Raw genomic sequence first — 13072 nt, 5'->3', positions numbered from 1 at the left:
CCTCAGGCCTGGGTCAGCGCCTTCTTGAGCTCCACCGTCATCTGCTCCATCTGCTGTTCGGCCAGCGCACGCTTCTTGCGGCCGTCCTCTTGCACCTTGAGCACGCCGCCGATCGTGTCGATCAGGTCCTGGTTGGCCTTGGCGAGCGTGTCGATATCGACAATGCCGCGCTGGGCCTGCTCCTCGACCGCGATCGCCTGTTCCTTCATCATCTCGGAGGCTTGGCGGATCATCGTGTTGGTGGCGTCGGTGACGGTCTTCTGCAGGTCCAGCGCCGATTTCTGCTGCGTCAGCCCGAGCATGATCACCATTTTCTGCTTCCAGGCGGGGACGGTCAGCGTCGAGGTCGCCTGCAGGTTCTCGATCAGCGTTTCGTCTCCGGCCTGGACGATGCGGATCTGCGGCAATTGCTGGATGCCGAGCTGACGGGCCTGCTGCAGGTAGAAGACGCGTTTTTCCAGGCGATCGAGCGCCTGCATCGCATCCTGGTAGGTCTGCGCTTCGAGCATGCCGCCGCTCTGGCCGCCTGTCGCAGCATCGGCCGTGGCTTTGAGCTTCGGGAGTTCAACGCTGCGGAAATTCTCGGCGAATTGCTTGCCTGCCTGAACATAGGCGTCGAGGCGCAGGATCGCCTCCTTGGTTTCGTCATGCAGGTCGTCGAGGATGGCGATGTCACGGCGTAGCACATCCTTGTGGCGGTCGAGTTCCAGGCCGATACGGTCGATCTGGCTGGCGACATCGTCGAACTGCAATTTGAATTTTTCGATCTGTGCCTGGGCCGAGGAGAACAGGCGGCTGAAAAAACCCTGTTCCTTGAGCGTCGCCGGATCGAGGCTCTTGGATTTGAGGATGATTTCGGTGAGCAGTTTGCCGGTGTCGCCGAGGTCCTTGTTGCGGATGCCGGCGAGGATCTTGTCGGCATAGCTGGTGACCGATTGCTGGGCGTTGTCGCCGTAGACCGAGATCGAGGCGCGGTCGGAGATGTTGATCGTGTTGGCGATCCTGGCCACCTCGGCCGGGTCGGCGGTGACCGCAGGCAGGTTGGCGGACGCTGTCATCGGTACGATATCGGTCTCGGCCATGCTTCGTTTCCTCATCTGTGCAGACTCTGGCATCTGCACGTTCACCCCAAATGTCGCCACGCACGCTTTTTTGCATGCAAGGCCCCAGACTCGGGCCGACAATCGCAGCCGTTTATGACAGTTCGATTACAGTCAGAAATTTCGGCCTGCCGGTCGCCCGCTTGATTTTCCTCACACCCGTAATAACGTTGAACGTGAGAGGGATATTCGGACAAGGCAAGGGGAAGTCGATGCAATTGACACCATTCGACGTGATCAAGGCGCGTGCCGAGGCGCGCAAGGGCAAGGAAGGGCTTGCGGAGATCATCGCCAGGCGATTGGCGCGGCCGGAGGCTGAGCCGACGGATGCGCGCCTGCTATCGTCCATGGCCTTCCATATTTTCGCGGCTGGCATTTCCCACAAAGTGGTCGAGAACAAGTGGCCGGGCACCGAAGAGGCATTGCTCGGCTTTGATCCCAACCTGCTCAACATCCAGCCCGACGATTTCTGGCATGACCTCCTGGGCGACACGCGCATCATCCGCCATGGCGCCAAGGTCAACGCCATCCGCCACAATGCCGCCTTTGTCAGCGACCTGACGAAGGAGCATCGCAGTGCTGTCCGTTATCTGCTCGAGTGGCCGGCAACCGACCAGATCGGCCTGCTCGATTTCCTGACCAAGCGCGGAGAGCGGCTGGGTGGCTATACCGGTCAATATGCCCTGCGGGCCATCGGCAAGGACAATTTCGTGCTCTCGCAGGATGTGATCGCCTGCTTGAAGGATGCCGGCGCGATCACCGGGGATGGCAGCACCAAGAGCGAGCGGCGGGCGATCCAGGAGGCATTCAACGCTTGGGCCGGGCAATCCGGACTGCCGATGTCACAGATTTCACTGACCTGTGCGATGTCGATAGGGGCGGAGTATGCGGAGTAGGGTGGGGGTCTCATTTACCCCTCACCAACTCCGGCCAAGGGTTCACTGCGTTCACCCGGCCTTCGTATCCTCTCCCGCAAGGGGCGAGGAAAACTCGCGGCAATGCTTCGCCACAAATACGACGGCGCGGTTCGCTGCAACGGCGCAACAGGTTTTTCCTCGCCCCCTGTGGGAGAGGATAGCAAGGCCGCGAGAGGCGTAGCCGATTGCTTGGCCGCGCTTGGTGAGGGGTAAGCTCTTCTTCCAAAGTAGACCAGCCTCAACCCCACCGCCGGAACAGCGCACTGGCGTTGACGCCGCCGAAACCAAAACCGTTGGAAATGGCGTGTTCCATCACCATCGGCCGGGCATTGCCGCCGACGAGGTCCAGGCCTTCCGCGACCGGATCGGGATGGACGAGGTTGCGCGTCGGCGGGGCGATCTGGTCGCGCAGTGCCATGATGGTGAAGACTGCTTCGAGCCCGCCGGCGGCGCCAAGCAGGTGGCCGGTGGCCGATTTGGTGCCGCTGACCGCAATGGAGCCGTCGCGGCCGAAGACGCTCTTGATCGCCTCCAACTCGCCGCGGTCGCCGACCGGCGTCGAGGTCGAATGGGCGTTGAGATGCTGCACCTCGGCCGGCTGCAGTTTGGCTTGCTTTAGCGCGGTCAGCATGGCGCGGCGGGCGCCGTCGCCGTCTTCGGGGCCGGAGGTCATGTGATAGGCGTCGGCAGAGGTGCCGTAGCCGACGAGTTCGGCCAGCGGCGCCGCGCCGCGGGCCAGGGCATGTTCCAGCGTCTCGATCACCAGGATGCCGGCGCCTTCGCCCATGACGAAGCCATCGCGGGCAGTGTCGAATGGGCGCGACGCCAGTTCCGGCGTGTCGTTGAAACCGGTCGACAGCGCCCGCGCCGCCGCAAAGCCGCCAAGGCTGACCGGGTCGATACAGGCCTCGGCGCCGCCGCAGACCACGACATCGGCTTCACCTGAGCGGATCAGCCGCGCGGCATCTCCGATCGCCTGGACGCTGGCCGCGCAAGCCGTCACCGGCGTGCCGAGCGGTCCCTTGAAACCATGGCGGATGCTGACCTGGCCGGCGGCAAGATTGGCAAGGAAGGAGGGAACGGTGAAAGGCGACAGCCTGCGCACGCCCTTCGTCCCCGCGGTGCGAACCGCATCGGCGATCGCCGGGAAGCCGCCGATGCCCGAGGCGATGATCGTTGCCGTCCGCTCGAGGTCTTCCGCATCCGTCGGATGCCATCCGGCTTGGTCGAGCGCTTCCTGGGTGGCGGCCATGGCGAAGTGGATGAAGCGATCCATCTTCTTCTGGTCCTTCGGCACGATGTAGCGGTCGGAGTCGAAGCCGCCCTCCGGATCGTCAGCCAGATCCGGCACGCGGCCGGCGATCTTCAGCGGCAGGTCGGCGACCTCTTCCTCCGGCAGGCGCCGCACGCCCGAACCGCCAGCGAGCAGCCGTCTCCACGATGTGTCAACGCCGACGCCGAGCGGCGAGACCACACCCATTCCCGTGACCACGATGCGTTCCATGAAAATGTTCCTTCAAGCGTCGATGCCGAGATACCAGGCCCGCATGCGCGCGATGCGCTCACGATCCTCGTCGTCCGCCGCCGGTCCCGGCAGCAGGCTGGTGTTTTCCGGTTTCAGTTCCTCGCCGGTCTCCGCGTCGACGAGCAGCGTGCGGCGTTCCTTGCCGGAGCCAGCATCTGCGAGCAGGAAGGCGAGGTCGTCTTCCGGCACATGCCGGCTGCCCCAGGAGAACAGCGCCATCAGCACCGGGAAAAAATCGCGGCCCTTGTCCGTCAGCCGATATTCGACACGGACCGGCCGCTCGCTATAGCGATGTTTTTCGAACACGCCTTCGTCGACCAGGTGTTTCAGGCGGCGTGTCAGGATGTTGGGCGCGATACCGAGGCTCTTCTGGAACTCGTCGAAACGCGTCAGGCCCTGGAAGGCATCGCGAAGAATCAGAATGCTCCACCAATCGCCGACGCTGTCGAGCGCGCGGGCGGCGGGGCATTTGAAGCTCTTGAAACTAGTCCGTTGCATGATGCTAGTGACTAGCATGGTGACTTGCATGATGCAAGTCGGATAGTGCGGGTGATGTCTTCTGCGGGACGGCTAGGGCTACCGGCCTGATGTCGAATGAGCCTATGTCGGCAAATGGTGGGTCAACTGTCGGCGATTGGGCCGGTAAAACCGATGCGTATGACCAGTGGCTGGACGGCAGTCGCGTGGCGCGCCAGAATGCGGTCGGTCAGGCGTGAGGGCGCTCTGGAAAGAGCGAAAAAACCCGTCGGACAGCGCATTCAGCACGTCCGGCGGGATCAGGGGCCAATCAAAGGGCATTGATTGACTGGAAGAGAATTCGTTATATTCCCTTATTATCAACGAACAAGGCGGAATCTTCGAACCGCGACAAATTGATCATATCGCGTCCGCCCAATTCCGCACTTTGCTCGCCATGGCGGCTATATGATCTGCCGCCGAGAAGCCGGAGATTTTCTTGCGCGGCTTGAGATCGTGGTCGCCGTCTTCAAGCCAGAAGATCTCGATCCGGTCTGAGAGCGTGTATGCCGGCACTTCGTCAATCGTGCCAAACGGATCCCGCGTTCCCTGGGCTATCAATGCAGGGGTTTTCAACGTGGCAAGGTGGGCCGTTCGCAACTGCTCCGGCTTGCCTGGCGGGTGGAAGGGATAGCCGAGGCAGAGAAGGCCGGCGATCTTGCCTTGCGCATGGAGCGTGTCCGCGACCATGCTGGCGACGCGGCCGCCCATGGATTTGCCGCCGATGATCAGTTTGCCTTTCGCACCCAATCGATCGATCGCGTCGATATATTCCGGCATGACCAGTTCCGCTTTTGGAGGTGGTTTGGTCTGGCCGGTACGTCGTGCCGCCATGTAGCCGAATTCGAAGCGGACGACGCGGAAGCCCTTGGCGGCGAGCACGTCGGCGGCCGCAGTCATCGAGGCGGAATCCATCGGCGCGCCGGCGCCATGGGCGAGCAGGATCGTGACGCCTGCGTCCGCTGGCCCGTCAAACAGGAAACTGTTTTCCATTCGGATTCCTCCACGTTTCCCCACCTATCAAGGCAAATGCGCGGACATGCAAGCCCGCAGGAAACGGGTGGCAAGCCGGCATGCCGATCCTAAAATGGTCGCCAAGGAACAGGAGATCGATGATGAACATGATCGTGCACGAGCCGCTCGCAGACGCCGAAACGCGTGTGGCGGCCTATGACTGGCAAGCGATTGCCACGGAACTGGACGATTTCGGCTGCGCTGTGATCAAGGCCCTGCTGACGCCGGCGGAATGCGCTTCGATCGCGGAACTCTATCCGCGGGAAGAGCATTTCCGCAGCCATATCATCATGGCCCGGCATGGTTTTGGCCGCGGTGAATATCGCTATTTCCGCTATCCGCTGCCGGACCTGGTGCAGGGGCTGAGAACTTCGCTTTATGGTCGGCTCGCACCGATCGCCGATCGCTGGAACGAACGCATGGGCGAGGAGATGCGCTATCCCGATGCGCATGCGGACTATCTTGCCCTGTGTCATTCCGCCGGGCAGGTCCGACCGACGCCGCTTCTGTTGCAATACGGGCCGGGTGATTTCAACGCGCTGCATCAGGACCTCTACGGCGCGCTGGTCTTTCCGATCCAGGTAGCGATCCTTTTGTCCGAACCCGGCCGGGATTTCACCGGCGGTGAATTCGTGCTGACCGAGCAGCGGCCGCGCATGCAGAGCCGGGCCGAGGTTGTGCCTCTGCGGCAGGGCGATGCGGTGGCTTTCGCCGTCCATAACCGGCCGGTGCGCGGTAGCAAGGGCAGCTACCGTGTCAACTTGCGGCATGGCGTGAGCCGCCTGCGATGGGGCATGCGGCACACGCTGGGCATCATTTTTCATGACGCGACGTGAGCATCTGCTCAGGTCTTCGGCTTCTCCAGATGGCCGCCGAAGGCGTAGCGCATGGCCGACAGCAGCTTGTCGGCGAATTCGGATTCGCCGCGCGAGCTGAAGCGCTGGAACAGCGCCGATGACAGCACCGGCACCGGCACGCCGGTGTCGATTGCCGCATTGAGCGTCCATCGGCCTTCGCCGGAATCGGAGACATGGCCGCCGAAGGCTGCCAGTTCCGGATCCTTCTTCAGTGCGGAGGCAGTCAGGTCGAGCAGCCAGGATCCGATGACGCTGCCATGCCGCCAGACTTCGGTGATCGCCGGCAGGTCAAGGTCGAAGCGGTAATATTCCGGATGCTGCAGCGGGCTGGTCTCGGCATCCGCCTCGCGGCTCTCATTGCCGGCATCGGCGGCGTTGAGGATATTGAGGCCTTCGGCATAGGCCGCCATGACGCCGTATTCGATGCCGTTATGCACCATCTTGACGAAATGGCCGGCGCCGCTCGGGCCGCAATGCAGATAGCCGAGATGGGCGGTGCGCATGCCTTCGCTGGCGCCGGCTTCCACGGCGTCACCGCCCGGCGCGAGCGTGGCGAAAATCGGGTCGAGATGACGCACCGCCTCTTCCGGGCCGCCGATCATCAGGCAGTAGCCGCGGTCGAGACCCCAGACACCGCCTGACGTGCCGACGTCGATGAAGCTGATGCCGGCCGGCTTGAGCCTGGCGGCATGGTCGACGGCATCGCGATAGTGCGAGTTGCCGCCATCGATGATGATGTCACCGGGTTTCAACAACGTGGCGACCTGGTCGGCGATCTTCGCTGTGATCGCCGCCGGCAGCATCAGCCAGACGCAGGTCGGCTTTTCGAGCTTGCCGATGAACTCCTCGAGCGAGTTGGTGCCTGTCGCCCCTTCCTTGCCAAGCCCTGCCACCGCATCGGCGTTGACGTCGTAGACAACGCAATCATGGCCGTCGCGCATCAGCCTGCGCACCATGTTGGCGCCCATCCGGCCTAGTCCCATCATTCCGATCTGCATGGAGTGTCCCTCATTTTCGGGTGGCGAGGCAGACGGCTGTGGCAAACGGATGTCGCGCCGTCTCTCGGGAACAGATATTTACCGCAAATGGCGACGGTTAAAATCCAGCCGGCCAGAAAAATTTCCGTGATGGCGGCGAGGGCAGTCAGACAAGCGTCGACTGATCGATGCAGGGCAGGTCAGGCACTGCGTAATAATCGCCGGCATCTTCGCAATAAAGCTGGCTTTCCATCTTCAGGCCGGTTGGACCGTCAAGGGCGCCCGCATGGATGGAAATGTATTCAGAGCCGAAGCGGCGCCAGAAGAGATTACTGCCGCAAGTCGGGCAGAAGCCGCGTTCGGCATTGTCGGAGGATTTGTACCATGCCGGTTCGCCGCTGATGGCGATATCGGCCTGGAGGGCCTGGGTTGCCGCAACATAGTGGCCGGAGGCCTTGCGGCATTGGTTACAGTGGCAGGCGACCACCGGCCGCAAAGGGCCGGAAATCTCATAGGCAATGTTTCCGCAAAGGCAGCTTCCGCGCATACCAAGTCTCCAGGCTGGCAATGATCCTTTTTGATACCGTGGGAAACAGGGGCATGTCTGGCGCTTTGGCGACATCGGCTGTCGATGGCGGCGTCGACCGTTGCGGCCCTAACAGTTTTTCGTCAACGACCGCAATTGCCGTCATCAAACTGTCATAAACCAAGATGTGCCTATATTCCTTSGCGTTTACAATGAGTCCATCTCGTGAGAAGGCGGTGGCATGGAATCGATGCTGGTCATGATTAACCTGTTTGGTGCGGTGGGGCTGTTGCTCTTCGGACTGGCGCAGGTGAAGGAAGGTGTATCGCGCGCCTTCGGCGCGAAACTGCGCAGCGGCCTGGCAAGTGGTACCAGCAGCAGCCTGCGCGCGATCGTCACCGGTTTTGTCGCCACGCTTGGTCTGCAGAGCTCGACCGCGACGGCGCTGATGACCGCGTCCTTCGTCGAGCGTAACCTGATCCGAGGGCGGATGGCGCAGGTCGTGCTGCTGGGCGCCAATGTCGGCACTGCCGTCACGGCCTGGGTCGTCGCACAAGGCATAGAATGGCTCGCGCCGCTGATGCTGCTGGTCGGCATCGTTCTCTATCGCGGCAAGAACAGCGCAAGGCAGGGCGGCGGTGCGGCGCTGATCGGTATCGCGCTGATGCTGCTATCGCTGCAATTGCTGTCGGCAGCCACCGCGCCGCTGCGTCATTCGCCAGCCTTGGGCGCCTTTATCGGGCTGCTTGACGGCGCCTGGCCGGTGGCGCTGATTTTTGCGGCGGTGCTGGCGGTGCTCTGTTCTTCGAGCCTCGCGGTCGTTGTGCTCATCGTTTCGCTCAATGCCGCGGGAGCGCTGACGCCGGGTCTGACGATTGCGCTGGTGCTGGGGGCCAATCTCGGTGGGGCCGTGCCGCCCGTGCTCGCGACATTGGCGTCAGCGGCCGAGGCCCGCAGGGTGACCGTCGGCAATCTGATCATCCGGGCTGCCGGCTGTGCCGTGGTCTTGCCGCTTGCCGGCCTGCTTGCCGGCAGACTGCCGTTGCTGCCGCTTTCGCCTTCGACCTGGGCGGTTGATATCCATCTGGCGTTCAACATCGCGGTGGCGCTCGTTGCCTGGCCGCTGACGCCGCTGGTCGCCCGACTGACAGCGCGGCTTATCAAGGCGGAGCCGCAGGCCGATGACGGGCCGAAATATCTCGACCAGCAGCAGCTTGCGACGCCGGTCGTGGCGCTGACCAATGCCACGCGCGAGGTGCTGCGCGTTGGAGATACCGTCGAAAAGATGCTTCTTTCCTCGAAAGAGGCATTCGCCCTGAACAACCGGTTTCGTCTGGGTGACATTGGCGGGTTGGAACGGCAGGTCGACAGGCTGCAGGCGGAGGTCAAATTCTATCTCTCGCGGCTCAACCGCCAGGAATTGAACCAGGAACAAGCGAGCCGCTCCTTCGTCGTCATCGACTATGCGATCAATCTTGAACATATCGGCGACATCATCGAAAAGGGACTTTGCCCGCAGATCGCCAAGAAGATCGATCAGGGCCTGTCCTTTTCGGCTGATGGTTATCAGGAGCTCGATCGGCTGTTCAATCTGACCATCGACAATCTCCGGCTGGCGCAGACGATCTTCGTGACACGCGATTTCAACCTCGCGCGCCAGCTGATGGAGGTGAAGGACGAAGTCCGGATGATGGAGAAGCAATCGTCTCAGAGGCATATCGAACGATTGCGGGATGGGCGCGCCGAGAGCCTGCAGACCAGTTCGTTGCATCTCGATCTGCTACGCGATCTCAAGCGGATCAATGCCCATATCGTTTCCGTCGCCCATCCCATTCTCGACGAGAGTGGCGACCTCAGGGAAAGCCGGCTGCGCAAGCAGGCAAAATAAGAGCGCCCGGACAGGTCCGGGCGCATGTTGCAAAGCATTTCGCGGAGATCAGGCCGATGCCTTCTGACGCACCGGCAGCCGCCAGTTCGGGCGGATGAAGTGGCAGGTATAGCCGTTCGGATAGCGCTCCAGGTAATCCTGGTGCTCCGGCTCGGCTTCCCAGAAGTCGCCCACAGGCGAGACTTCCGTCACCACTTTGCCGGGCCACAGGCCCGACGCGTCGACATCGGCGATGGTGTCGAGTGCGGTGGCTTTCTGTTCTTCGTTCTCATAGAAGATCGCCGAGCGGTAGCTGGTACCGAGGTCGTTACCCTGGCGGTTTTTCGTGCTCGGGTCGTGGATCTGGAAGAAGAATTCCAGCAATTGCCGATAGCTGAGTTTGGCGGGATCGAAGACGATTTCGATCGCTTCTGCATGTGTGCCGTGATTGCGATAGGTGGCATTCTTCACATCGCCGCCGGAATAGCCGACGCGCGTGGAAATCACGCCCGGGAAGCGGCGGATCAGATCCTGCATGCCCCAGAAGCAGCCACCGGCCAAAACTGCGCGTTCTCCAGTCATTTCACTTCCTCCACCTGGTCGAGATAATCTCCATAGCCTTCCACCGCCATGTCATCGCGATGGATGAACCGCAGCGAGGCCGAATTGATGCAGTAGCGTAGGCCGCCGCGGTCGCGCGGGCCATCCGGGAAGACATGGCCGAGATGGCTGTCACCGAATTTCGAGCGCACTTCCGTGCGGATCATGCCATGCGAGACGTCGCGCAGTTCTGCGACGTTTGCCGGCTCGATCGGCTTGGTGAAGCTCGGCCAGCCGCAGCCGGACTCGTATTTGTCCGACGAGGCGAACAGCGGTTCACCCGAAACCACGTCGACATAGATGCCGGGTTCCTTGTTGTCGACATATTGTCCCGTCCAGGGGCGTTCCGTTCCGCTCTGCTGGGTGACGCGATATTGTTCGGACGACAGATTCGCCACGGCGTCGGCAGTCTTCTGATATGTCTGCATGTGCTCTCCTTCCTTGGAAGGCAAGCGACCTATACGAGCCGCACCTTTGGGCTCGATCGGAGGCCGGGGGACGGCCGCCGGGGTCGGGATCGACCGCTCGTTCGCTTGCACCCGCCTGTGGCGGATTGGTCGGTCCCTATGTAATGGCGGGTCGGGCGGCTATCAAGCCTCGGCGTTGGGCGTCTCGTCGGCGCCTTCGTCCGTGTCCTCGTCAGTGCCTTCGGCGGTACCCTTGTCAGCCGCTTCGACGAGCGCGACGAGGGCTGCGGCATAAGCGGCGCGCATCGCGGCATTCTCGACATCGGCATGTTCGATGTCGCGGTTGTGACGGCGGGTGGCCACGGTGCTCACCAGCTTGGCCTGCTGCTTGTGCGTCGAGGTCGCATGTTCCTTGGCGGCCTGATACTGGTGCAGCAATTCCTCGCTCTTCCATTCGGGATCGGCAACGACATTCTGGATGGCCATGCCAGCGGCGCGGATCGCGGACTTGAAAACGTCTGGCGAAATCGCCGGTCCTTTTCGTGAGCGCGGCTTTGCCTCGGCCGGTTCAGCCTTGGCGACAGGCGCCGGCTTGGACTTTTCAGCGGCCGGCGCTTTCGCCGGGGCTGACTTGCTGAACGGCTGCGGCGTTTTGAAAAACGGATCGCGAGCGGCAGGTGCCTTCGATGGCGACGGCTTGAAGACAAACTCGGTCTTGTGCCGGGCCGGCGGGGGCGCGGGCGGCGCGGCCGGTTTCGGCGGCGCAGACGGGCTCGACTCGCCGGCATCAAGCTCCGGCTTCTTGAATTTCAACGAGATGATCGGCCGACGCGGCGGGGAAGTCATGCATTTGTCCACTATTGCAGCCGGGCTCAGCCGGCGACATCTGACCCAGTCTCATGCGGATTATTGGCGCATAATGCAACTCCAACATGACATCGCGCCAACGAGTCGAAGCTACACACACGATGGCATTACCGTCAAAGTCAAAACTTTGTGAAAATAATGGCCTGACAGCAGAATAAGTTCTTGCTCTGGTTCATAAATGAGTCTTGCACGATTCCAAGGCCCATTTATGGGACAATTCGAAAGAGGAGAGCAGTTTGTCCCGTTCGACGCGTCTCATTTTGATCTGCCATGGCACAACAGCGGCAACGCGGACGGCGGCATTTCCGGCCGACGAGGGGCTGCTCGCCCCCGATTCCGAGGTTTTTGTGCGAATCAGCCAGGCACTGCCGCATGCCGATCACGTGCTTTCGGCACCGGAGACCCGGACACGGCAGACCGCCGAGGTGTTTGCGTCTCAATTTTCCATCGATTCGTCGCTCGGCGACATCAGCTGTGGTCGCTGGGCGGGAAAACAATTGTCGGATATCGAGCGCGAGGATCCGGAGGGACTGATGGCCTGGATCACCGCGCCAGAGGCAGCGCCGCATGGCGGCGAATCAATCGTGCAGGCGATCGCGCGGATAAACGACTGGCTGCGTGGGCGAATGGCAATTGGCGGCATGACCATTGCCATCACCCATCCCGCGATCGCCAGGGCCGCGCTTGTCGCCGTGCTGGAGGCCCCCGCGGCGAGTTTCTGGAAGATCAGTGCACAGCCGCTCGGCGTCACCGAATTGACCTCGGACGGGCGGCGGTGGGCTCTCAAGAGTTTTCGACAACTGGCCGAATGACGCGCCATTGGCGTTGCTTGAAACGCTTGAGGCGCGTCCATATCTCTCACCTTCACAGGGTTGATGAAACGCGGCCTGATGGCGCGCTCCCGAGTTCTTCGGGAAGGATTTCTCATGGGTTACATCGATAATGACATACATGCGGCGCCGGACGGCGAGCTGCTCGATTCCTATTCCAGGACGGTGACCACCGTGGTCGATGCGATCGGCCCGGCGGTGACGCAGATCACCATGCCACCCGGCGGCCGCGGCGGGCAGGGCTCTGGCTTTGCCATTTCGCCCGACGGGCTGCTGGTGACCAACAACCACGTGGTCGAGGACGCCAAGACCGTGCGGCTGAAGATGCCGGATGGTTTTGCCGGCGAGGGCAGGGTGCTGGGGCGCGATCCTGACACCGACCTGGCGCTGGTTCGGGCCGATTCCAGCCTCCCGGCCTGGGCGCCGCTCGGCAATTCCAAGAATCTGCTTCGCGGTCAGATCGCAGTGGCGATCGGCAATCCGCTCGGTTTCGAATGGACAGTCACGGCGGGAGTCGTCTCTGCACTCGGCCGCTCGATGCGGGCGCAGAACGGGCGATTGATCGACGACGTCATCCAGACCGATGCGGCCGTCAATCCCGGCAATTCCGGTGGGCCGCTGGTGTCGTCTTCGGGTGAAGTCATCGGCGTCAACACGGCAGTCATCCGCGGCGCCCAGGGCATCGCCTTTGCTGTCGCCTCGAACACGGCGAATTTCGTCATCTCCGAATTGCTGCGCTGGGGCCGGGTCCGCCGGGCCTATATCGGCGTGGCGGCGGATACGATCTCCCTGCCGCGGCGAATTGCCGTGCGCGCCGGTATAGATGGCGAAACCACGGTCAGGCTGCGTCGCGTCGAGCCGAACGGGCCGGCTGACCAGGCGGGATTGCAGGAAGGTGATCTGATTCTTGCCATTGAGGGCCAGACGGTACACGGCGTCGATGACATGGTGCGTCTCCTGGGGGGAGAACGTATCGGCCAGGCGACCGAGTTCACGGTGTTGACACTGGCCAATGCGATAGAGATGAGGCGCGTGCTTCCGGCAACGCGCGGCTGATTGCCGCGCATTG

At 62.3% G+C, this 13072-nt stretch carries 15 protein-coding genes; 6 read left to right on the top strand and 9 right to left on the bottom strand.

Annotated features, from left to right (window positions below):
- Positions 1-2: 2 nt before the first annotated feature.
- A complete protein-coding gene (locus AC1D06_RS32915) occupies positions 3-1082 on the bottom strand; it encodes a toxic anion resistance protein (RefSeq protein WP_477877810.1) in 1080 nt (359 codons plus the stop codon).
- 230 nt (positions 1083-1312) lie between these two features.
- On the opposite strand from AC1D06_RS32915, the gene AC1D06_RS32910 reads away from it, so the two are divergent.
- Complete coding sequence (locus tag AC1D06_RS32910; RefSeq protein WP_477990065.1) at positions 1313-1996, top strand: DNA-3-methyladenine glycosylase I; 684 nt, start codon at positions 1313-1315, stop codon at positions 1994-1996.
- Between the two features lie 259 nt (positions 1997-2255).
- On the opposite strand, the gene fabF is transcribed toward AC1D06_RS32910, so the two are convergent.
- The 3 genes from fabF to AC1D06_RS32895 all read right to left on the bottom strand — a co-directional run bounded on the left by fabF (position 2256) and on the right by AC1D06_RS32895 (position 5051).
- Positions 2256-3521, bottom strand: a complete 1266-nt coding sequence (gene fabF / locus AC1D06_RS32905) for a beta-ketoacyl-ACP synthase II (protein ID WP_477990064.1) — start codon at positions 3519-3521, stop codon at positions 2256-2258.
- A gap of 12 nt (positions 3522-3533) precedes the next feature.
- Positions 3534-4040, bottom strand: coding sequence for a winged helix-turn-helix transcriptional regulator (locus AC1D06_RS32900; protein WP_477990066.1), 507 nt, complete (start codon positions 4038-4040; stop codon positions 3534-3536).
- Positions 4041-4418: 378 nt separating this feature from the next.
- A complete protein-coding gene (locus AC1D06_RS32895; protein WP_477990063.1) occupies positions 4419-5051 on the bottom strand; it encodes an alpha/beta hydrolase family protein in 633 nt (210 codons plus the stop codon).
- Between the two features lie 122 nt (positions 5052-5173).
- On the opposite strand from AC1D06_RS32895, the gene AC1D06_RS32890 reads away from it, so the two are divergent.
- A complete protein-coding gene (locus AC1D06_RS32890; protein ID WP_477990062.1) occupies positions 5174-5908 on the top strand; it encodes a 2OG-Fe(II) oxygenase in 735 nt (244 codons plus the stop codon).
- Between the two features lie 8 nt (positions 5909-5916).
- Here the strand turns inward: AC1D06_RS32890 and gnd are convergent, their stop codons facing one another.
- A complete protein-coding gene (gene gnd / locus AC1D06_RS32885) occupies positions 5917-6927 on the bottom strand; it encodes a phosphogluconate dehydrogenase (NAD(+)-dependent, decarboxylating) (protein WP_477990061.1) in 1011 nt (336 codons plus the stop codon).
- A gap of 145 nt (positions 6928-7072) precedes the next feature.
- On the bottom strand, positions 7073-7453 hold the full coding sequence (locus AC1D06_RS32880) for a GFA family protein (protein ID WP_477990060.1): 381 nt from the start codon (positions 7451-7453) through the stop codon (positions 7073-7075).
- A gap of 220 nt (positions 7454-7673) precedes the next feature.
- Between AC1D06_RS32880 and AC1D06_RS32875 the strand changes: the two genes are divergently transcribed.
- Positions 7674-9320 carry a Na/Pi cotransporter family protein gene (locus tag AC1D06_RS32875; RefSeq protein ID WP_477990059.1) on the top strand — a complete coding sequence of 549 codons (1647 nt, stop codon included), beginning with the start codon at positions 7674-7676 and terminating at the stop codon, positions 9318-9320.
- A 48-nt stretch (positions 9321-9368) separates the two neighbouring features.
- Here AC1D06_RS32875 and msrA read toward each other — a convergent pair whose 3' ends face one another.
- From msrA to AC1D06_RS32860, 3 genes are all read right to left on the bottom strand, one after another.
- On the bottom strand, positions 9369-9881 hold the full coding sequence (msrA, locus tag AC1D06_RS32870) for a peptide-methionine (S)-S-oxide reductase MsrA (RefSeq protein ID WP_477990058.1): 513 nt from the start codon (positions 9879-9881) through the stop codon (positions 9369-9371).
- Entirely contained in the window at positions 9878-10327 is a 450-nt protein-coding gene (gene msrB / locus AC1D06_RS32865; RefSeq protein ID WP_477990057.1) for a peptide-methionine (R)-S-oxide reductase MsrB, read from the bottom strand. The genes msrA and msrB overlap by 4 nt, the downstream gene beginning before the upstream one ends.
- Before the next feature lie 162 nt (positions 10328-10489).
- Complete coding sequence (locus AC1D06_RS32860) at positions 10490-10792, bottom strand: hypothetical protein (protein ID WP_477990056.1); 303 nt, start codon at positions 10790-10792, stop codon at positions 10490-10492.
- Between AC1D06_RS32860 and AC1D06_RS32855 the strand changes: the two genes are divergently transcribed.
- The 3 genes from AC1D06_RS32855 (at position 10785) to AC1D06_RS32845 (ending at position 13059) form a co-directional block, all read left to right on the top strand.
- Positions 10785-11306, top strand: a complete 522-nt coding sequence (locus AC1D06_RS32855; RefSeq protein WP_477990055.1) for a hypothetical protein — start codon at positions 10785-10787, stop codon at positions 11304-11306. The two genes, AC1D06_RS32860 and AC1D06_RS32855, sit on opposite strands and share 8 nt — an antisense overlap.
- 103 nt (positions 11307-11409) lie before the next feature.
- Positions 11410-11985, top strand: a complete 576-nt coding sequence (locus AC1D06_RS32850; RefSeq protein ID WP_477990054.1) for a histidine phosphatase family protein — start codon at positions 11410-11412, stop codon at positions 11983-11985.
- 114 nt (positions 11986-12099) lie between these two features.
- Positions 12100-13059 carry a S1C family serine protease gene (locus tag AC1D06_RS32845; RefSeq protein ID WP_477990053.1) on the top strand — a complete coding sequence of 320 codons (960 nt, stop codon included), beginning with the start codon at positions 12100-12102 and terminating at the stop codon, positions 13057-13059.
- Positions 13060-13072: the final 13 nt, after the last annotated feature.

It is taken from the genome of Rhizobium sp. P2_G2 (assembly GCF_056403555.1).
The sequence above is the reverse complement of the archived record's forward strand: the minus strand, read 5'-3'. Positions and strand labels throughout refer to the sequence as shown.

Bases quoted from the DNA above. Each gene is read 5' to 3' on its own strand.
- msrA (WP_477990058.1), bottom strand. From the start codon at position 9,881: ATGACTGGAGAACGCGCAGTTTTGGCCGGTGGCTGCTTCTGGGGCATG.
- gnd (WP_477990061.1), bottom strand. From the start codon at position 6,927: ATGCAGATCGGAATGATGGGACTAGGCCGGATGGGCGCCAACATGGTG.
- AC1D06_RS32880 (WP_477990060.1), bottom strand. From the start codon at position 7,453: ATGCGCGGAAGCTGCCTTTGCGGAAACATTGCCTATGAGATTTCCGGC.
- AC1D06_RS32875 (WP_477990059.1), top strand. From the start codon at position 7,674: ATGGAATCGATGCTGGTCATGATTAACCTGTTTGGTGCGGTGGGGCTG.
- AC1D06_RS32845 (WP_477990053.1), top strand. From the start codon at position 12,100: ATGGGTTACATCGATAATGACATACATGCGGCGCCGGACGGCGAGCTG.
- AC1D06_RS32860 (WP_477990056.1), bottom strand. From the start codon at position 10,792: ATGGCCATCCAGAATGTCGTTGCCGATCCCGAATGGAAGAGCGAGGAA.
- AC1D06_RS32910 (WP_477990065.1), top strand. From the start codon at position 1,313: ATGCAATTGACACCATTCGACGTGATCAAGGCGCGTGCCGAGGCGCGC.
- fabF (WP_477990064.1), bottom strand. From the start codon at position 3,521: ATGGAACGCATCGTGGTCACGGGAATGGGTGTGGTCTCGCCGCTCGGC.
- AC1D06_RS32890 (WP_477990062.1), top strand. From the start codon at position 5,174: ATGAACATGATCGTGCACGAGCCGCTCGCAGACGCCGAAACGCGTGTG.
- AC1D06_RS32895 (WP_477990063.1), bottom strand. From the start codon at position 5,051: ATGGAAAACAGTTTCCTGTTTGACGGGCCAGCGGACGCAGGCGTCACG.
- AC1D06_RS32915 (WP_477877810.1), bottom strand. From the start codon at position 1,082: ATGGCCGAGACCGATATCGTACCGATGACAGCGTCCGCCAACCTGCCT.
- AC1D06_RS32900 (WP_477990066.1), bottom strand. From the start codon at position 4,040: ATGCAACGGACTAGTTTCAAGAGCTTCAAATGCCCCGCCGCCCGCGCG.
- AC1D06_RS32855 (WP_477990055.1), top strand. From the start codon at position 10,785: ATGGCCATGCCAGCGGCGCGGATCGCGGACTTGAAAACGTCTGGCGAA.
- msrB (WP_477990057.1), bottom strand. From the start codon at position 10,327: ATGCAGACATATCAGAAGACTGCCGACGCCGTGGCGAATCTGTCGTCC.